Below are 18,775 nucleotides of genomic sequence, written 5' to 3'. Positions count from 1 at the left end.
GCCGGACGTTGGCCGGATATAGGACGCAGCTGCGGAACGAGGTGCCAGGGGATGGCAAGGCCTACGGGGAGTCGCACGCAGGAGCAGCACGTCGCTGACCGCGACCTGCTGGGGACGTATCTGGCCGAGATCGGCCGGGTCCCGCTGCTCACGGCGGAGGAAGAGGTGGAGCTCGCCAAGCGGATCGAGGCGGGCCTGTTCGCCGAGCAGCTTCTTGACAGCGGAGGCTCCGAGCCGCGGATCGGGGACGCGGCGGACGAGGAGCTGGAACGCCTGGCCGTCTCCGGCCAGCGCGCGAAGGACGAGTTCATCCAGGCCAACCTGCGCCTGGTGGTGGCGGTGGCCCGGAAGTACTCGGGCCGGGGGATGCCGCTCATCGACCTGGTCCAGGAGGGGAACCTGGGCCTGGTTCGAGCGGTCGAGAAGTTCGACTACCGCCGGGGGTACAAGTTCTCCACCTACGCGACCTGGTGGATCAGGCAGTCGGTCGGACGGGCCATCCACGAGCAGGCCCGTCCGGTCCGGCTGCCGACGCACGCCGGCGAGCAGATGACCCGGCTGATGCGGGTGCGCCGCGACATGCTGGCCGAGTTCGACGCCGAGCCGACCGACGGCGACCTCGCCGAGATCCTCGATTTGCCGATCGAGCGGGTGCGCGAGCTGCGCCGCTGGGCGTCCGACCCGGTGTCGTTGCAGCTCGGCGTGGGCGACGAGGACGAGACCGAGCTCGGTGACATGATCGCCGACGAGACGTGGGCCGATCCCGAGCAGCAGGCCATCGACATCCTCGAGCGCGAGCGGCTCGACCAGTGGCTCACCGGCCTGGAGGGCGACACCAGCGAGATGCTGCGCTGGCGCTACGGGCTGCTCGACGGGCGCGAGCACACGCTGACCGAGGTGGGGGAGCGCTACGGCATCGGCCGCGACCGCGCCCGCCGCATCGAGCGCGACGCCCTGGCCCGGCTGCGCCGCATGGCCAACGCCGCCGCCTGACCTTTCTCCGCGTTTCCGGCCCCGCCGCCCGGCCTCCGGGCGGCGCCGCCGTTTCCGGGGCCGTGTCGCAGCGACTGAGGGCCTGCTACGGCTTGAGCACGCGGCGCAGGAACTCCTCCACGGCGGCCTCCGCCGTCGCCGTGTCGCCGCCCCTGGCGACCAGCAGGGCGCTCTCGTTGACGGCCGCCAGCAGCATGTGGGCATGCAGGTCGACGAAGTCGTCGGGGACCGCGCCGGTCGCCTGCAGGGCCGCCTTCAGCATGCCGAACGAATACCGCTCCTCCATGGCCCGCCAGCTCTCCCAGCCCAGCACCGCGGGCGCGTCGATGAGCACGATGCGCCGGATCACCGGATCGCCCGCCAGCCTGACCCAGGCCAGCGCGCCCGCCAGGAGCGCCGCCGCCGGGTCGGCGATGCCGCGCACCGCCTTGGCGATCTTGACGCCGATGGCCGACTCCGTGGCCTCCAGCACCGCCTCGAACAGCGCGTCCTTGCCCGCGTAGTGGTGGTAGAGGGCCCCGCGGCTCAGCCCCGACTCCTGGAGCACGGTCTCGATCGACGTGTCGTCGTAGCCCCGCTCGGCGAACAGCCGCGTGGCGATGGCCAGGACCTTGTCGCGGGTGGCCGCGCCGCGCTCCGCCTTGAGGTTCATGCCCTCACTCTAGACAAACCGACCAACGGTCGGTAATTTTCTAGACCGACAGTCGGTCTGTAATCGAGAGGGAGTCGGCATGGACGGCATCAACTACGTGGACGTGGGCCAGGGCCCGGTGACCCTGTTCGTGCACGGCGTGGGCACCAGCTCGTACCTGTGGCGCAACGTCATCGCCGAGCTGCGCGACGAGCGCCGCTGCGTGGCCATGGACCTGCCCGCGCACGGCGGCAGCGAGCCGCGCGCGGACCTGTCCATCCCCGCGCTGGCCGAGGCCGTGGAGGAGCTGTGCGCCGGGCTCGGCGTGGACGAGGTGGACCTCGTGGCCAACGACACCGGCGGCGCCGTCGCCCAGGTCTTCGCGGTACGCCACCCCCGGCGCCTGCGCTCGCTCACCCTCACCAACTGCGACGTGCACACCAACACCCCGCCGGAGGCGTTCAAGGACACCGTGGAGCTGGCCGCCAGGGGCGAGCTGGCCGGGCTGGTGGCCGCCGTGCTGGACCACCCCGAGCTGCTGGCCGGAACCGCCCTGGGCGCCGGCTACGAGCACATCGACGACCCCGCCGAGCTGGTGGACGCCTACCTGCGCCCGATCCTGGCCAAGCCGGACGGCGGCCGCGCCTTCGAACGCCTGCTGGCCTCGATCGACGCCGCGGACATGGTCGCCATCGAGCCGCAGCTCACCGTGCTCGCCGTGCCGACGCTGGTCGTGTGGGGCACCGGCGACGTGTTCTTCGACGTGAGCTGGGCCCGCTGGCTGCGCGACACGATCCCCGGCGTGCGGGAGGTCGTCGAGATCGACGGCGGGCGGCTGTTCTTCCCCGACGAGCGGGCCGCCGAGCTGGTCCCCCACCTGCGCCGCTTCTGGGGCCGGGCCTAAGCTCTCGATCATGCATGTCGAGACGTTGCGCCGCCATCCGGTGAAGTCGATGCTGGGCGAGGAGGTCGCCGAGAGCGAGGTGACCGAGCGCGGCCTGGCCGGCGACCGGGCCCGGGCGGTGCTCGACGTCGCCACGGGGAAGATCGCCAGCGCCAAGAACCCGCGGCTCTGGCGTGACCTGCTGACCGTCGAAGGCGCCCGCGTGCCGGGCGACGAGGAGCTGTCGAAGCTGCTCGGCCGCGAGGTGCGGCTGATCGACGTGCCGCCGGAGGGGGCCGAGCTGGAGCGCTCGGTGCCCGAGCGGGTGCTGGCCGAGGGCATCGAGGCGGAGGTGCCGTACACGGTGGGCACGCTCGGCGGGGCCTCGCCGGCGGGCACCTTCTTCGACTTCGCGCCCCTGCACCTGATCTCCACCTCGACGATCGGCCGCATCGGCGAGCTCAGCCCGCGGGGGCACGTCGAAGCCCTCCGCTACCGGCCCAACCTGATCATCAGGACGGACGCGGCGGGCTTCGTGGAGAACGACTGGGTGGGGCGCGAACTGCACGTCGGGGACGAGGTCGTGCTCCAGGTGATCGTGGCCAGCCCGCGCTGCGCGGTGCCGACGCTCGCCCACGGCGCGCTCGGCCGCGACACCGAGGCGCTGCGCGTGGTGGCCCGGCACAACCGGGTCCAGGTGCTGGAGGCCGGGCTCCAGGCGTGCGCGGGCGTCTACGCGCGGGTGCTGCGCCCCGGCCGGATCGCCCGGGGCGACCGGGTCAGGCCGACGGGCTGAGGTACTTCTCCAGGTCGTCGAGGATCTTGCCGGCGGCGGTGACGCCGATGCCGGTCATCCAGATCTCGTCGTCCACGTCGTGGGCGTGGCCGGCCTTCACCGCGGCGAGGTTCTTCCACAGCGGGCCGCCGGTCACCGTGGCCTGCGACTTGGCGGCGGCCTCGCCGTAGGCGCTGTAGAAGACGGCGTCGCCGTCGGCCTTGGCGATGTTCTCCTGGCTCAGCTTGCCGAAGCGCTTGTCGTCCTGGTCGGCCAGGCGCTGGGCCTCGGGCCGCTGGACGCCGGCGTCGCCGACCACGATGCCGCTGAACGACTCGGGGCCGTACATGCGGATCTCGGTGGGCATGAAGCGCACGATGCTCACCGAGAGCTCGCCGAACTTCCCGCCCAGCGCCTTGGCCCGCTGCTCGTAGGCCGACAGCAGCCCGGACGCCTGCTCCTTCTTGCCCAGGGCCTCGGCGTCCAGCAGGAAGTTCTCCTTCCAGGTGACGCCCACCTTCTCGGTGAACACGGTCGGCGCGATCTTGCTGAGCTTGTCGTAGAAGGCGGCCTGGCGGAACTTCGAGCCGAGGATGAGGTCCGGCTTGAGCGCCATGATCGCCTCGATGTTGGGCTGCTGGAGCGTGCCGACCGGCTTGGTGGCCGCCAACGCCGAGCCGAGGTACTCCGGCCAGGTCTGGTTCTCGCCCGCCTGGGCCGCGCCGACGGGGGCCAGTCCGAGGGAGACCATCGTGTCCAGCTTGTCGGTGTCGAGCACGACGACCCGCTTGGGGGTCATCGGCACCTTGGTCTCGCCCATGGCGTGCTTGACGGTCCGGGTGGGGCCGGCGTCCTCCGTGCCGGTCGAGGTGCCGCAGGCGGCCAGGGCGAGGACGGGGAGCAGGGCCAGAAGCCGGAGACGCATGAGGGATTCCTTGATCTATTAGGTTAGGCAATCCTAAGTATCTCATGACCGGATCGGCGCGTGTGAAGGGGCCGAAACCTACCCGAAACACCGTGCCGACGAGATTCACCGCCGCGAAACACTGCAGGTCGAGCCACGAAACCCCGGCCGAACACGCTGTGGCAACACGTCACATGTAAGGAGGGTCGCGTCGTGAAGATCGATAGCGGCACCACAGCCTGGATGCTCGCGGCCACCGCGCTGGTGTTGCTGATGACTCCGGGTCTCGCGTTCTTCTACGGGGGCATGACCAGGGCCAAGAGCGTCCTGAACATGATGATGATGTCCTTCGGCGCCATCATCACGGTCACCGTGGCCTGGGTGCTGTTCGGGCACTCGCTCGCCTTCACCGACAACGGCAGCTCGCTGCTGAACAACGTCGTCGGCGGCTTCGACGCCCTGGGCCTGCAGAGCCTGGTGGAGACGGCCACCAAGGACGACGGCACCGGCATGCCGAGCCTGGTCTTCTCGGCCTTCCAGCTGACGTTCGCCATCATCACCGTCGCCCTGATCAGCGGCGCGATCGCGGACCGGGCGAAGTTCGGCGCGTGGATCCTGTTCAGCGTCGTCTGGGCCACCGTGGTCTACTTCCCGGTCGCCCACTGGGTGTGGGGCACCGGCTGGCTCAACACCATGGGCATCGAGGACTTCGCCGGCGGAACCGTCGTCCACATCAACGCCGGCGCCGCGGCGCTGGCCCTGGCCCTCGTGCTGGGCAAGCGCCAGGGCTGGCGCAGGGAGCCGATGCGGCCGCACAACCTGACGCTGGTCCTGCTCGGCGCGGGCCTGCTGTGGTTCGGCTGGTTCGGCTTCAACGCCGGCTCGGAGCTGGCCGTGGACGGCACCGCCGGGCTGGCGTTCATGAACACGCAGATCGCCACGGCGGTCGCCGCGGGGGCCTGGCTCGTCGTGGAGAAGCTGCGCGACGGCCACGCCACCAGCCTCGGCGTCGCCTCCGGCGCGGTCGCCGGCCTGGTCGCCATCACGCCGGCCTGCGGCTTCGTGGACCCGTGGGCCGCGATGGTCATCGGCCTGGCCGCCGGGGCCGTCTGCGCCTACGCCGTGGGCCTGAAGTACCGGCTGGGCTTCGACGACTCGCTCGACGTGGTCGGCGTGCACCTGGTCGGCGGCGTCATCGGCGCCGTCTCGCTCGGCTTCCTGGCCGCCTATCCCTTCCTCGACCAGCAGAGCAAGGGGCTGTTCTACGGCGGCGGCCTCGGCCAGCTCGGGCTGCAGGTGCTCGGCCCGGTCGCGATCGGCGGCTACTCCTTCGCCGCCACCTGGATCGTCGGCAAGCTCATCGACAGGACGATGGGCTTCCGCATCTCCGCCGAGGACGAGCTCACCGGCATCGACGTCACCACGCACGCCGAGACCGGGTACGACCTCGGCACGGTCTACGCCTCCGGCGTGACCACCCCGAACGGTCCGCTCACCCCGGCACCGGCTCCCAAGAAGGTGGAGGCATGAGGCTCATCACCGCGATCATCAAGCCGTTCAAGCTCGACGACGTCAAGGCGGCGCTGGAGCAGTTCGGCATCAAGGGCATGACGGTCAGCGAGGCCAGCGGCTACGGCCGCCAGCGCGGCCACACCGAGGTCTACCGCGGCGCCGAGTACCAGGTGGACCTGGTGCCGAAGGTGCGCCTGGAGGTGCTGACCGAGGAGGACGACGCCGAGGACGTCATCGACGTCATCGTCAAGGCGGCGCACACCGGCAAGATCGGCGACGGCAAGGTCTGGTCCGTGCCCGTCGACACGGCCGTGCGCGTACGCACCGGAGAGCGAGGGCCGGAGGCCCTGTGAGAGGAGAGGCGCGCTCGTACGCCGCGGCCCGCAAGGAGCGGACCGCGGACACCGACCGCTGGCTCAAGGACCTCTTCAGGACGGCGAGCGACGGCGACCAGGTCTCCCTGGTCGCCGTCGGCAGCCTCGGCCGCGGCGAGCCGGCCCCCGGCAGCGACCTGGACCTGGTCCTGCTGCACGACGGGCGGGCCGACGTGGCGCGGATCGCCGAGCGCATCTGGTACCCGATCTGGGACTCCGGCGTCGGCCTCGACCACTCCGTGCGGACCGTGGCGGAGGCCGTGGCCGTGGCCGGGCAGGACCTCAAGGCCGTGCTCGGCCTCATCCAGGCCAGGCACGTCGCCGGCGACCCCGAGCTGACCAGGAGGGCCAGGGAGGCGGTGCTGGCCGAGTGGCGGGCCGACTCGCGGCGCAGGCTGGGCGAGCTGCGCGCGTCGGCCGACCGGCGGGCCCAGGTCAGCGGCGAGCTGGCCTTCCTCCTCGAACCCGACCTCAAGGACGGCCGCGGCGGGCTGCGCGACGTCCAGGCGATGCAGGCCGTGGCGGCGGCGTGGGTCGCCTCGGCGCCGGGACCGCGGGCGCGCGAGGCCCACGAGTTCATCCTCGACGTGCGGCACGCGCTGCACGTCGTCACCGCGCGCGGCGCCGACCGGCTGGTGCTCCAGGAGCAGGACGCGGTGGCCGGGCTGCTCGGCCTGCTGGACGCCGAGGCCCTCATGCGCCGGCTCGCCGAGGCGGGCCGGACCATCTCCCACGCCTTCGACGCCACCTGGCGCACCGTTGACAGGCTGCTGTCAGGGCCGGTCCCGCGCGGGCGCCGCCCGCTGGCCGACGGCGTGGTCGAGCACGGCGGCGAGGTGGTGCTGGCCAGGGGCGCCGACCCGCGCAAGGACCCCGTCCTGGTGCTGCGGGCCGCCGCCGCGGCGGCCGGCTCGGGGCTGCCGCTGGCGCCCGCCACGGTGTCCGTCCTGGCTGCTCAGTCGGCTCCGATGCCGGTGCCGTGGCCGGAGGAGGCGCGCGACGCGCTGGTGTCCATCCTCGGCGCGGGACGGGCCGCCGTGCCGGTGTGGGAGGAGCTCGACCAGGCGGGCGTGCTTGTCAAGCTGCTTCCTGACTGGGAGCGCGTACGGCATCGTCCGCAGCGCAACCCCATCCACCGCTTCACCGTCGACCGGCACCTGATCGAGGCCGCCGCGAACGCCGCCGGCCACGCGCGCGAGGTCTCCCGTCCCGACCTGCTGCTGATCGGCGCGCTCCTGCACGACATCGGCAAGGGCTGGCCGGGCGACCATTCGGCGACGGGCGAGGTCGTGGTCCGCGACATCGCCCGGCGCATGGGGCTGCCCGCCCGCGACGTCGAGACGCTGGCCACCGTCGTACGCCACCACCTGCTGCTGCCCGAGACCGCCACCCGCAGGGACCTCGACGACCCGGTCACGATCGAGAAGGTCGCCGCCACGGTCGGCTCCCGCGAGGTGCTCGACCTGCTGGCCGCGCTGGCCGTCGCCGACGGCAACGCGACCGGGCCGGCCGCCTGGAACGCCTGGAAGGCCGGGCTGGTCGCCGACCTCGTCCGCCGCGTCAGGTCCGTGTTGTCGGGCTCGCCGCCGCCCAGGGCGCCCTCGATCCCGCCCGAGCAGGCGGCGCTGGCCCGGCACGGCGGCGGCGCGGTGCGCGTCAACGGCGGGGCGGTCACCGTCGTCGCGCCCGACCGGGCCGGGCTGTTGTGGAGCGCCGCCGGGGTGCTGGCCGCCCACCGGATGGTCGTGCGCTCGGCGTCGGCCGCCTCGGCGGGCGGCACGGCGGTGATCGAGTTCGCCGTCGTGCCCGAGTACGGCTCGCCGCCCGACCCCGCCACCCTGGAGGCCGACCTCCGTCTCGTCCTTGCCGGCCGTCTTGACATCGAGCAGCGGCTGGCCCGCCGGACCAGGTCCGTGCGGCCGCCGCGGGTACCTGTGGCTCCACCTCGGGTGACACTGGTCGACGACGCCTCCGCGACGGCCACCGTGGTGGAAGTCAGGGCCCATGACAGGCCGGGGCTCCTGTGGCGCATCGGACGGGCGTTCGGGGAGTGCGGTCTTGACGTGAGAGCCGCCCGCGTGGAGACTCTCGGCGCGGAGGCGGTGGACGTCTTCTATGTCGTGGACCGCGCCGGTCGCCCCCTCAGCGACAGCGCGCAGCGAGCTCAAGTCCACGATCAGGTGCTGGCCGCACTGCGATAACCAACAGTGAACAACTGTCGGTCACATATGTAACGATTGTGTCCGAAATGCCTGTTAAGTCGGATGCTGCGGATACCTTGTGGACGGCTTGAACACCCGTCGTTTGAACGGGACGATTGAGGGGTAGCGAAAGCAGTGATCACGGGGAACTCCGACAGCGGCCATGCCGCGAGGCGGGACCGCGGGAAGCGGTCGCTGCCTCGCCTCGGCCTGCGGAACTGGCGCGTGAGATGGCGTCTGACGGCGCTCATCCTCGTGCCCACCATCGCCGGCGTCGTGCTCGGGGGAGCACGTGTGGTCGGCTCGGTCCAGAGCATCGGCGACTACGACCGCACGGCCACCGCGGCCGAGCAGGCCGGCCGGATCCGCGACCTGGTGCAGGCACTCGGCCTGGAGCGTGACACGGGGGGCTGGATCGGCGCCTATCCCAAGTTGCGCAAGTCGAAGGCCGGCGAACTCGGCGAGTACAAGGCCGCGGTCGACAAGCTGGTCACCAGCGTCCGCGCGGACCTCGACACCATGGACGAGTCCTACGGCGAACGCGTCGTCAAGGCCGCCGGTCAGGCCAAGTACGACCTCAACCGGCTGTCCAAGATCCGCGCCGAGGGCCAGGCCGACACCATCCGGTACGACTTCCTGACCGACACCCTGCTCAAGCTGCACGACGAGCTCGCGCTGCTGTCGGACGACTCCCAGATCATCGGCCACTTCCGCGCCCTGAGCGCGCTCGCGCAGGCCAAGGAGGAGATGTCCCGCCAGCGCGTGCAGCTGCTGAAGAACTCCTACAACGTCGAGCGCGTCGACGCCAAGGAGGTCGAGCGGTTCATCGCCTCCAACGCCCGCGAGCAGAGCGACATCGCCACCGTGGGCGCCGAGGCCGGCGTCGAGATCGGCCTGCAGCTGTCCAAGCTGCTGACCGGCAAGAACGAGTACGTCAACGTCCAGCTCACCAAGGCCCGCGCGGTCACCCTGGCCAGTGGCCGGGCCCCGGGCGTGCGGATCGCCGACAACCTGATCTCCTCCCGGTCCAACGCCCGCGAGCAGTGGTTCAACGACAACAAGGTCGCCATCGGCGTCCTGCACGAGATCGAGAAGGACCTCGCCGACAAGGTGAACCTGCGCAGCCAGGAGCTGCGCGAGGCCGAGATCCGCAACGCCATCATCGCCGGTGTGCTGATCCTGGCGCTGCTGCTGATCGTGCTGCTGCTGACCGTGGCCATCGCCCGTTCGATGGTCGGCCCGCTGCGCCGGCTGCGCACGGAGGCCCTGGAGATCGCCGGTTTCCGGCTCCCCGACGTGGTCCGCCAGCTGCGCGTCTCGGGCGAGGCCAGCACCGAGGTCCGCCCGATCGAGGTCGAGGGCCAGGACGAGATCGGCGAGGTCGCGCGGGCCTTCGACCAGGTCCACCGCCAGGCCGTGCGCCTGGCCGGTGAGGAGGCCGAGCTCCGCAGCAACATCAGCTCGATGTTCGTCAACCTCTCGCGCCGCACCCAGACGCTGGTCGAGCGGCAGATCTCGCTGATCGACGGCCTGGAGAAGGGCGAGCAGGACGGCGGCCGGCTGGCCGACCTGTTCAAGCTCGACCACCTGGCCACCCGCATGCGCCGCAACTCCGAGAACCTGCTGGTCCTCGCCGGCCACGAGGCCACCCGCCGGCGCAGCCAGCCGGCCAAGCTGGTCGACGTCGTGCGCGCCGCGCTGTCGGAGGTCGAGGGCTACGAGCGGGTCCAGGTCAAGGTCCACCGGGCCACGTCCGTGCAGGGCAGCGCCGCCAACGACCTCGTCCACCTGGTGGCCGAGCTGGTCGAGAACGCGATCCAGTTCTCCCCGAGCAACTCCCAGGTCCTGGTCTCCAGCAGCCTCATCGAGGGCGGCGGCGCGCTGCTGTCGGTGAGCGACTCCGGCATCAGCATGACCGAGGAGGAGCTGGCCGAGGCCAACCGCCGCCTGGCCGAGCCGCCCGTCGTGGACGTGTCGGTCTCCCGCCGCATGGGCCTGTTCGTGGTCGGCCGGCTGGCGCTGCGCCACGGCATCCGGGTGCAGCTGCGCAAGGGCGACGGCGCCGGCCTGATCGCCATGGTGCTGCTGCCGCCCACGCTGATCGCCGACAACATGCAGCAGCCGCTGCCGCAGCGCCCGGCCTTCGGCGGCGGGACCGTGCCGCCGCCCGCGCCGAACGGCTCGTTCCGGTCGTTCGGCAGCTTCGACTCGGTCGAGGCGAACGGGTCCAGGCCGGCTCCGGGCGACCCGGCCAGGTTCGGCACCGGGCCGTCGGCGTCCCCGGCGGCCCCGGCGCCCTCGGGGACCTTCGACAGCGCTCCCTCCGGGCCGCCGTCCTTCGACAACCCGCCGCCGCCTGCGCCCAGGCACGGGCTCGGGGCGTTCAACTCCGACCCGGGCCGTCCGGTCAACGGCTTCACGGCCGACACCGACGGCGGTTCCTACCGGCGGCAGCCGTCCTCGTTCGACTCCGGGGCCTACCCGTCGTTGTCGTCGGGCACCGGCTCGTTCCCGCCGTACCCGGCGAGCGGCGGGACGTTCCCGACGCCGCCGCCGTACGCGACGAACTACGGGACGAACGACGTACGCCGTCCCGATCCGGCGCCCTCGGTGGACGTCTCGCCGATGGAGCCGGAGCAGGAGGAGTTTCTGCCGATCTTCGCGTCGGTGGAGTCCGCGTGGTTCCGCAGGCCGCCGGGGGAGTCGGCGCCCGAGGCGTCCTCGTCCGGCGAGAACGGCGGTGAGGCGAGGCCCGCGCAAGCCGTACCCTCTGGGGAGGAAGCGTGGCAGACGGCCGCGGACGCCGGTTGGCGTGCGGCGGCCAAAGCCAGCGAGCCCAGCCTCGGCGGCGTGACCGCCGCGGGGCTCCCCAAGCGCACCCCCAAGGCCAATCTGGTCCCCGGCACGGCCAGCCAGCCCGCTCAGCAGCAGGCTCAGCAGTCGCCGCCGCCGGCGCCACCGGTCTCAGCCGACCGGATGCGCAGCCGCATGGCCAGCTACCAGAAGGGTGTGCGACGGGGCCGCCAGGAAGTACGTGGACAGGAGGAACAGAGTGAGTAAGCGTCCCGCTGGGGAGGATGCGTGACAACGCTGAGCCATGAAGCGCACCGCTTCGACTGGCTGATCACCGACTTCGTGCGCAACACTCCGGGGGTCGCGCACGCCGTGGTCGTCTCGGCGGACGGCCTGTGCCTGGCCGCCTCCGAGGGTTTCCCGCCGGACCGGGCCGACCAGCTCGCGGCGGTCTCCGCCGGTCTGCTGAGCCTGACGGTGGGCGCGTCCAGGGTGTTCGAGGGCGGCGCGGTGTCGCAGACCGTCGTCGAGATGCAGCGCGGGCTGCTGCTGGTCATGGCGATCAGCGACGGCTCCGTGCTGACGGTGCTGGCGGGTCCTGATTGTGACATGGGGCTGGTGGCGTACCAGATGACGCTGCTGGTAGACAGAGCGGGACAGGCGCTCACGCCGGCCCTGCGCGCCGAACTCCAGGCCGCCAGGACCCGGTGATGTGATGGAACTGATGGGAGAGGGCCGTGTACGGCAGTGACGGGACCGGGGACGACGAGCCCCTGTTCCGTCCTTACGCGGTGACCGGCGGCCGTTCCGAGCCGCGGTATCACCTCGCGATGGAGACGCTGATCTCGTCGATGTCGATCCCGGACGACGAGATGGCCATGCTCACCCCCGAGCAGGAGGCCATCATGCAGCTCTGCAGGACGTTCCGGTCGGTCGCCGAGATCTCGGCCCTGCTCCGCGTCCCGCTGGGCGTGGCGAGGGTGCTAGTGGCGGACATGTCAGACGAAGGTCTCGTCCGCCTGCACCAGCCACGCCTCAGCCAGGGACAGCCAGACCTCAACATGCTCGAAAGGGTGCTCAGTGGACTTCGCAGGCTCTAGCCCCGGGCTCACTTCGACGAAGATCGTCGTCGCTGGTGGGTTCGGCGTCGGCAAGACGACGTTCGTGGGGGCGGTGTCCGAGATCCTCCCGCTCACCACGGAAGCGGTGATGACCGACGCGTCCGCGGGCATCGACGACCTCGGGTTGACGCCGAACAAGCAGACCACGACCGTCGCCATGGACTTCGGCCGGCTCTCGCTCGACCGCGACCTGATCCTGTACCTGTTCGGCACGCCCGGACAGCACCGGTTCTGGTTCATGTGGGACGACCTGGTCCGCGGCGCCATCGGCGCGGTCGTGCTGCTCGACACCCGCCGCCTGGCCGACAGCTTCCCCGCCATCGACTACTTCGAAGAGGCCAAGTTGCCGTTCGTGGTGGGCATCAACGGCTGGGACGGGCAGTTCCCGCACACCGACGACGAGGTGCGCGAGGCGCTGGCGCTGGGCTCGCACGTGCCGATCGTGCGCACCGACGCGCGCAACCGCGAGTCGGTCAAGACGACGCTGATCTCGCTGGTCGAGCACGTCGTACGGCTGCGCGCGGCCCCCGTCCGCTAGCCGCCGACCGCCCACGGGACGCTCTCCAGCGAGTTGAGCACGGGCACCAGCGCCCGCTCCTCATAGTCGAAGTGGCTCTCCAGCTCGGCGGCGACGCGTTCGATCGCCGCCGGGTCGCTCGCCGCGCGCAGCTCCTCGACCAGCGCGGCGATCGCCTCGTGCTCGCGGCGCAGCCGGTCGAGCGCCTCCTTCAGCTCCGGGCGCGTGCCCTCCAGGTAGGGGAACGCCACCCGGTCCTCGCCGGAGTGGTGGAAACTCAGCGCGTCGCAGAAGGTCAGGCAGTGTGCCCGCAGGTCGTCGGTGACCGCCCCGCCCGCGCGCAGGGCCGCCAGCTCGCCCCTGAACCAGTCGTGCACCTTGACCAACTCGTCCCCGAAGGCCCGCGCCCGCTCGTCCATGTCACTATCCTTTGCCCAGACGACGACAAATTAGCTTTGCAAACAAAGCTAATTTAGACAGCAAGGTATTGGCGATGTCAACCGACGGCTTGAGCGTGGACGAAGGCATCAGGACGCTGCTGCTCCTGATGCCGCGCATGGTGGGCCGGGCCAAGCGGCTCAAGGTTCCCGAGGCGCTGCGGTCGTTGGCGCTGGCCCCCCGGCACCTGTCGTTGCTGGCCTACCTGCTGTTCGACGGTCCGACGACGGTCAACGAGCTGGCCGGACGCCTGGAGGTGGCGCCGGCCACCGTGAGCCTGATGGTGGGTGAGCTGAGCAGGAAGGGCGTGCTGGAGCGCCGCGAGGACGACGCCGACCGGCGCCGCACGATCGTCAGCATCGCCGCGGCCCACCAGGAGGCGATCACCGAATGGCTCGGCTACGGCGCCACGGCCTGGCGGGCCGCGCTCGACCCGCTGACGCCGCAGGAGCGGCAGACGTTCGTGCGCACCCTGCTGGCCTACGAGCAGGCGTTGTCAGCTCGCTGACCGGCTGTTGACCAGCACCTCGACGCCGTCGAGCACGCGCTGGAGGCCGAACTCGAAGGCGTGCTCGGGGCTGTAGGCGGCCTGCAGCGCCTCCCCGGCCGCCTGGCCGACGCGCGAGGCCGTGGGGAACATGGCGGGGTCGGAGATCCGGCTGAGGAAGGGCGCGTGCGCGGCCCACCACTGCATGTCCGTCATGCCGGTCCGGCTCTCGGCCTGGGCGGCCTCCACCGCGCCCCTCGCGGTGCCGTGCACGAAGCCGGTGACCAGCGTGATCACCGAGTCCATCTCCAGGTCGGTCAGGCCGATGCCGTCGACGGCGCGCAGCTCGTAGTCGTACTTGGCGGTGACGTTGGGGCCGAGGACCGGGCGGCTGGCCGCCACCTGGAGCAGCCACGGGTGACGCAGGTAGAGGGCGAAGTTCTCGCGGGCGATCAGCTCCAGGCGGGCCCGCCAGCCGCCCGGCACGTCCTCGGGGCGGGCGGTCTCGCCGTAGACGGTGTCGAGCATGACGTCGAGCAGCTCGGGTTTGCCCGGCACGTACGTGTAGAGCGACATCGTGCCCACGCCCAGCTTCTCGGCCACCCGGCGCATGGACAGCGCCGCCAGCCCCTCGGCGTCGGCCACGTCGATGGCGGCGCGGACGACGCGCTCGACGCTCAGCTCCGGCTTGCCCTTGCGGCTGGCCCGTTCGCTCGTCCGCCACAGCAGCGCGAGGCTGCGGGCCGGGTCGCCTTTGCCCGGGTACTCAACAGTCACCCTCGTACGGTACACCGTACGGTTGCATGCATCGATCGTATATTGTACGGTACGCTGTACGATTCGACAGGGAGGTGGCCATGTCCGCAGTGCTCGCCCAGGGCCTGCGCAAGACCTACGGCTCGAAGACGGCGCTCGACGGCATCGATCTCGACGTGCCCGCCGGCACCGTCTACGGCCTGCTCGGGCCCAACGGCGCCGGGAAGACCACCGGCGTCCGCATCCTCACCACGCTCCTTCGCCCCTCGGCCGGCCGGGCGGAGGTGGCCGGGTTCGACGTGACGGCCGAGCCCCGCCGGGTCCGCGCCGCCATCGGCCTGGTCGGCCAGCAGACGGCCGTGGACGAGATCCTGACCGGCCGGCAGAACCTGGAGCTGTTCGGCCGCCTCCACCACCTGAGCGCGCCGGCCGCCCGCGCCCGGGCCGCCGAGCTGCTGGAGCGCTTCGGCCTGACCGGGCACGACGGCCCGGCCAAGGAGCTGTCCGGCGGCCTGCGCAGGCGGCTCGACCTGGCCGCGAGCATGATCCTGGCGCCGCCCGTGCTCTTCCTCGACGAACCCACCACCGGCCTCGACCCGCGCAGCCGCGCCGGGATCTGGAACGCGGTGCGCGAGCTGGTCGCGGGCGGCACGACCGTGCTGCTGACCACCCAGTACCTGGAGGAGGCCGACCAGCTCGCGGACCGCGTCGCGGTGATCGACTCCGGCCGGCTGGTCGCCGAGGGCACGCCGGAGGAGCTGAAGGCCAAGCTCGGCGGCGACCGGCTCGACGTGGTGATCAACGACCCGGCGCGGCTCGACGAGGCGGCAGCGATCCTCTCGGCGGCCGCCGCGGGCCCCGCCGAGATCGACCGGGACACCCGGCACGTCAGCGCCCCGGTGGCCGACCGGGTGAGCGCGCTCACCCGCGTCCTGCCCGCGCTGGCGGCGTCCGGCATCGAGGCCGCCGACGTCGCGCTGCGCCGGCCGACCCTCGACGAGGTCTTCCTGAACCTGACGACCGCGGGAGGCGATCGATGACCGCACTCAGATGGGCGCTGGCCGACGGCTGGACCGTCGCCCGCCGCGACCTGATCCACTGGGCCAACCAGCCCATGACGGTGGTCTTCGGGGTGCTCTTCCCCGTGGTGATCACCCTGGCCTTCGGCTACCTGTTCGGCGGCGCGGTCGAGGTGCCCGCGGGGGCCGACTACTTCGCCTTCCTCATGCCCGGCATGTACGGCATGACGATGCTCTTCGGCCTGAGCTCCACCATGATCGCCGTGGCCTCCGACGTCTCCAAGGGCGTCACCGACCGGTTCCGGTCGATGCCCATGGCGCCCTCGGCCGTGCTGATCGGGCGGGCCGTGGCCGACCTGCTCAACTCGGTCCTCGTCCTGGGCGGGCTGCTGCTGTGCGGCCTGGCGGTGGGCTGGCGGCCCGCCTCGGCCGGGGGCGCGCTGGGCGCGATCGGCCTGCTGCTGCTCCTGCGCTTCGCCCTGTTGTGGGCGGGCATGTACCTCGGCCTGCTCACCCGCGAGCCGGGCGCGGTGGTCGCGATCCAGACGCTGGAGTTCCCGATCGGCTTCCTGTCCAACGCCTTCGTCGCGCCCGGCACCATGCCCGGCTGGCTGGGCGCGATCTCGGAGTGGAACCCGCTCTCCTCCACGGTCGCCGCCGCCAGGCAGCTGTTCGGCAACCCGGGCTGGGGCGGCGACTCGTGGGTGGCCCAGCACGCCGTGACGATGGCGGTGCTGTGGCCGGTGGCGATCACCGTCGTCTTCTTCGTCCTGTCCGTCCGCCTGTACCAGCGTCTGGACCGTTAGACCGGGTCAGGCGTGGCGGTGGAAGGCCGTGGTGTCGGGGGCGAGGGGGGTGTTGCCGAGGATCAGGTCGGCGGACTTCTCGGCGAGCATCATGACCGGGGCGTAGATGTTGCCGTTGGTGACGTACGGCATGGCAGAGGCGTCCACGACGCGCAGGCCGTCCAGGCCGTGCACGCGCATGGTGGCGGGGTCGACCACGGCCAGGTCGTCCACGCCCATCTTGCAGGTGCACGACGGGTGCAGGGCGGTCTCGCCGTCCTTGGCCACCCAGGCCAGGATCTCCTCGTCGGTCCGGACGTCCGGGCCGGGGGAGATCTCGCCGCCGTCCAGGCCGGCCCAGGCGGGCTGGGACAGGATGGCGCGGGCGTGCCTGATCGCCTCCACCCACTCGCGGCGGTCCTGCTCGGTGGAGAGGTAGTTGAAGCGCAGCGCCGGCTTGGCGCGGGGGTCGGCCGACCGGATCCGCACCGAGCCGCGGGCGTCGGAGTACATCGGGCCGATGTGCACCTGGTAACCGTGCCCGCCGGCCGGCGCCGAGCCGTCGTAGCGCACGGCGATCGGCAGGAAGTGGAACATCAGGTTCGGGTACGCGACGTCGTCGTTGGAGCGGATGAACCCGCCCGCCTCGAAGTGGTTCGTGGCGCCGGGGCCGCGCCGCAGGAACAGCCAGTCGGCGCCGATGAACGGCCGCCGCCACATCGCCAGCGACGGCTGCTGCGAGACCGGCTGCGTGCAGGCGTGCTGGACGTAGACCTCCAGGTGGTCCTGGAGGTTCTCGCCGACGCCCGGCAGGTCGTGCACCACCCGGACGCCCACGGACTCCAGGAGCGCCTTCGGCCCGACCCCGGACAGCTGGAGGAGCTGCGGGGTGTTGATCGCGCCGCCGCACAGCACGACCTCGCGCGCCTCGATGCGCTCGCCGCCGCACTGGACGCCCACCGCCCGCGTCCCCTCGAAGAGCACCTTCTCCACGTGGGCCCGCGTCCTGACCGTGAGGTTGGGACGGCGGCGCACCGGATGCAGGTAGGCGCGGGCCGCGCTGAGCCGGCGTCCCCGGTGGACGTTGCGGTCGAAGGCGGCGAAGCCCTCCTGGCGGTAGCCGTTCACGTCGTCGGTGAGGGGATGGCCGGCCTGCTGGACGGCCTCGAAGAACGCCTTGAACAGCGGGCCGCGGGCCGGGCCGCGCTCCAGCTTCAGCGGGCCGTCGTCGCCCCGGAAGGGGGAGCCGGGGTCGGCCAGGCAGTTCTCCATGCGCCTGAAGTAGGGCAGGCAGTGGGCGTAGTCCCAGGTCTCCATGCCGGGATCGGCGGCCCAGCGCTCGTAGTCGAGCGGATTGCCACGCTGGAAGATCATCCCGTTGATGCTGCTGGAGCCGCCCAGCACCTTGCCGCGCGCGTGGTAGATACGCCGGTCGTTCATGTGCGGCTCTGGCTCGGACTCGTACTTCCAGTCGTAGAACCGGCTGCCGATGGGGAACATCAGCGCGGCCGGCATGTGGATGAAGACGTCCCAGAGGTAGTCCGGCCGGCCCGCCTCCAGCACCAGCACGGACACCGACGGATCGGCGCTCAGCCGGTTGGCCAGGGCGCAGCCGGCCGAGCCGCCGCCCACGATGACGAAGTCGAAGCTCAACGCGGGATCCAGTCCTTCCACACGATCTTGTTCTCCTCCACCCACTGCCGGGCGGCCTGCTCGGCGGTCTTCTTGCCGTTGATCATCTCGGCGGCCACGGCGTTCTGGTTGTCGTTGGTCCAGGTGAAGTTGCGCACCAGCTCGTACGCCTTCCCGCCGCGCTCGGCGAACCGCCTGCTGACGATCTTGTCCAGCAGGTACGGCGGGTAGTCGCAGGCGACCCTGGCGGGCACGTCGTCGCAGCCGACCGCGTACGGGGGCAGGTTGACCTTGACCAGTTTGACCTTGGTGAACAGCCATTGCGGTTCGTAGAAATACATGAGCAGGGGCGTTCGGGTGCGCGCCGCCGTCTGCGCGGCCTTGATCAGCGCGTCCTCGCTGCCGGAGTAGACGACCTTGTAATCGAGGCCGAGGTTCTTGATGAGAACCTCGTCGTTGGTGACGAATGTCGGGTCGCCGTCGAGTACCTGACCCAAATTTCCAGTTTTGGCGGTCCGGAATAGGTGTGCGTACTTGTTCAGGTTCCGGTAGTCGGTTATGTCGGGATATTTCTTGGTCATCCACTCGGGGACGTACCAACCGATCACGCCTTTGTTGCCGGTGAGCCCGGCCGACAGCGCCACCTTCTTCTGCTCGATGTACTCCTTCTTCAGGTCGTTGTGCCCCCAGTTCTCGACGATCACGTCGACCTTGCCGGATTCGAAATCGCGCCAGGAATCGCTCTCGTTGTTCTTGCGCGTGCTGACCTTGTAACCCAGCTCGTGTTCGAGCAGGTAGGCCAGGACGGCGGCCTGGGCCTCGTACCCGACCCAGGCGTGCACGTCGATGTTGACCGTGCCCTTGGCGGCGACCCCGGTCTCGGGGGCGCCGCCGGAGCAGGACGTCAGGAGCAGGGCCGCGAGCAGCGGCCCGGCCAGCTTCTTGGTTCGCATG

At 71.3% G+C, this 18,775-nt stretch carries 19 protein-coding genes; 13 read left to right on the top strand and 6 right to left on the bottom strand.

All coding sequences use genetic code 11. The annotated features are described in order from the left end of the window. Positions 1-51 precede the first annotated feature (51 nt). Positions 52-993, top strand: a complete 942-nt coding sequence (locus AB0J46_RS00745) for a sigma-70 family RNA polymerase sigma factor (RefSeq protein WP_358283634.1) — start codon at positions 52-54, stop codon at positions 991-993. 85 nt (positions 994-1,078) lie between these two features. Here AB0J46_RS00745 and AB0J46_RS00740 read toward each other — a convergent pair whose 3' ends face one another. Next, positions 1,079-1,645: a TetR/AcrR family transcriptional regulator gene (locus AB0J46_RS00740; RefSeq protein WP_364324545.1), complete on the bottom strand. Its 567-nt coding sequence runs from the start codon at positions 1,643-1,645 to the stop codon at positions 1,079-1,081. A 79-nt stretch (positions 1,646-1,724) separates the two neighbouring features. On the opposite strand from AB0J46_RS00740, the gene AB0J46_RS00735 reads away from it, so the two are divergent. After that, positions 1,725-2,528 (top strand): alpha/beta hydrolase, encoded by an 804-nt coding sequence (locus tag AB0J46_RS00735; protein WP_364324542.1) that lies wholly within the window; start codon positions 1,725-1,727, stop codon positions 2,526-2,528. Positions 2,529-2,538: 10 nt separating this feature from the next. Next, positions 2,539-3,303, top strand: a complete 765-nt coding sequence (locus tag AB0J46_RS00730) for an MOSC domain-containing protein (protein ID WP_364324539.1) — start codon at positions 2,539-2,541, stop codon at positions 3,301-3,303. Here AB0J46_RS00730 and AB0J46_RS00725 read toward each other — a convergent pair. Next, a complete protein-coding gene (locus AB0J46_RS00725) occupies positions 3,287-4,207 on the bottom strand; it encodes an iron-siderophore ABC transporter substrate-binding protein (protein WP_364324537.1) in 921 nt (306 codons plus the stop codon). The genes AB0J46_RS00730 and AB0J46_RS00725 overlap by 17 nt on opposite strands. Positions 4,208-4,399: 192 nt before the next feature. Between AB0J46_RS00725 and AB0J46_RS00720 the strand changes: the two genes are divergently transcribed. The 7 genes from AB0J46_RS00720 to AB0J46_RS00690 all read left to right on the top strand — a co-directional run bounded on the left by AB0J46_RS00720 (position 4,400) and on the right by AB0J46_RS00690 (position 12,725). Beyond that, positions 4,400-5,716 (top strand): ammonium transporter, encoded by a 1,317-nt coding sequence (locus AB0J46_RS00720; RefSeq protein WP_364324534.1) that lies wholly within the window; start codon positions 4,400-4,402, stop codon positions 5,714-5,716. After that, the gene (locus AB0J46_RS00715) at positions 5,713-6,051 is read left to right on the top strand and encodes a P-II family nitrogen regulator (RefSeq protein WP_352321406.1); all 339 of its coding nucleotides are present in this window, start codon (positions 5,713-5,715) and stop codon (positions 6,049-6,051) included. The genes AB0J46_RS00720 and AB0J46_RS00715 overlap by 4 nt, the downstream gene beginning before the upstream one ends. Then, on the top strand, positions 6,048-8,273 hold the full coding sequence (locus tag AB0J46_RS00710; protein WP_364324531.1) for a [protein-PII] uridylyltransferase: 2,226 nt from the start codon (positions 6,048-6,050) through the stop codon (positions 8,271-8,273). The genes AB0J46_RS00715 and AB0J46_RS00710 overlap by 4 nt, the downstream gene beginning before the upstream one ends. Positions 8,274-8,498: 225 nt before the next feature. Beyond that, entirely contained in the window at positions 8,499-11,333 is a 2,835-nt protein-coding gene (locus AB0J46_RS00705; RefSeq protein ID WP_364324528.1) for a nitrate- and nitrite sensing domain-containing protein, read from the top strand. Positions 11,334-11,354: 21 nt separating this feature from the next. Beyond that, the gene (locus AB0J46_RS00700) at positions 11,355-11,777 is read left to right on the top strand and encodes a roadblock/LC7 domain-containing protein (RefSeq protein WP_185844483.1); all 423 of its coding nucleotides are present in this window, start codon (positions 11,355-11,357) and stop codon (positions 11,775-11,777) included. Between the two features lie 26 nt (positions 11,778-11,803). After that, a complete protein-coding gene (locus AB0J46_RS00695) occupies positions 11,804-12,166 on the top strand; it encodes a DUF742 domain-containing protein (protein WP_125631446.1) in 363 nt (120 codons plus the stop codon). Then, entirely contained in the window at positions 12,147-12,725 is a 579-nt protein-coding gene (locus tag AB0J46_RS00690) for an ATP/GTP-binding protein (protein ID WP_352321413.1), read from the top strand. The genes AB0J46_RS00695 and AB0J46_RS00690 overlap by 20 nt, the downstream gene beginning before the upstream one ends. Here AB0J46_RS00690 and AB0J46_RS00685 read toward each other — a convergent pair. Then, entirely contained in the window at positions 12,722-13,123 is a 402-nt protein-coding gene (locus AB0J46_RS00685; RefSeq protein WP_364324524.1) for a hemerythrin domain-containing protein, read from the bottom strand. The genes AB0J46_RS00690 and AB0J46_RS00685 overlap by 4 nt on opposite strands. A 74-nt stretch (positions 13,124-13,197) precedes the next feature. Here AB0J46_RS00685 and AB0J46_RS00680 point away from each other — a divergent pair, with 74 nt between their 5' ends. Beyond that, a complete protein-coding gene (locus tag AB0J46_RS00680; protein WP_364324522.1) occupies positions 13,198-13,650 on the top strand; it encodes a MarR family winged helix-turn-helix transcriptional regulator in 453 nt (150 codons plus the stop codon). Here AB0J46_RS00680 and AB0J46_RS00675 read toward each other — a convergent pair. Next, positions 13,639-14,406, bottom strand: coding sequence for a TetR/AcrR family transcriptional regulator C-terminal domain-containing protein (locus tag AB0J46_RS00675; protein WP_364324519.1), 768 nt, complete (start codon positions 14,404-14,406; stop codon positions 13,639-13,641). The two genes, AB0J46_RS00680 and AB0J46_RS00675, sit on opposite strands and share 12 nt — an antisense overlap. 80 nt (positions 14,407-14,486) lie before the next feature. Between AB0J46_RS00675 and AB0J46_RS00670 the strand changes: the two genes are divergently transcribed. After that, the gene (locus tag AB0J46_RS00670; RefSeq protein ID WP_364324516.1) at positions 14,487-15,425 is read left to right on the top strand and encodes an ATP-binding cassette domain-containing protein; all 939 of its coding nucleotides are present in this window, start codon (positions 14,487-14,489) and stop codon (positions 15,423-15,425) included. Next, positions 15,422-16,210, top strand: coding sequence for an ABC transporter permease (locus AB0J46_RS00665; protein WP_364324513.1), 789 nt, complete (start codon positions 15,422-15,424; stop codon positions 16,208-16,210). The genes AB0J46_RS00670 and AB0J46_RS00665 overlap by 4 nt, the downstream gene beginning before the upstream one ends. Before the next feature lie 6 nt (positions 16,211-16,216). Here the strand turns inward: AB0J46_RS00665 and betA are convergent, their stop codons facing one another. After that, entirely contained in the window at positions 16,217-17,863 is a 1,647-nt protein-coding gene (betA, locus tag AB0J46_RS00660) for a choline dehydrogenase (RefSeq protein WP_364324510.1), read from the bottom strand. Next, complete coding sequence (locus tag AB0J46_RS00655) at positions 17,839-18,774, bottom strand: ABC transporter substrate-binding protein (protein ID WP_364324507.1); 936 nt, start codon at positions 18,772-18,774, stop codon at positions 17,839-17,841. The genes betA and AB0J46_RS00655 overlap by 25 nt, the downstream gene beginning before the upstream one ends. Position 18,775: the final 1 nt, after the last annotated feature.

Source organism: Nonomuraea sp. NPDC049758, from assembly GCF_040674635.1.
GTDB lineage: Bacteria > Actinomycetota > Actinomycetes > Streptosporangiales > Streptosporangiaceae > Nonomuraea.
The sequence above is the reverse complement of the archived record's forward strand: the minus strand, read 5'-3'. Positions and strand labels throughout refer to the sequence as shown.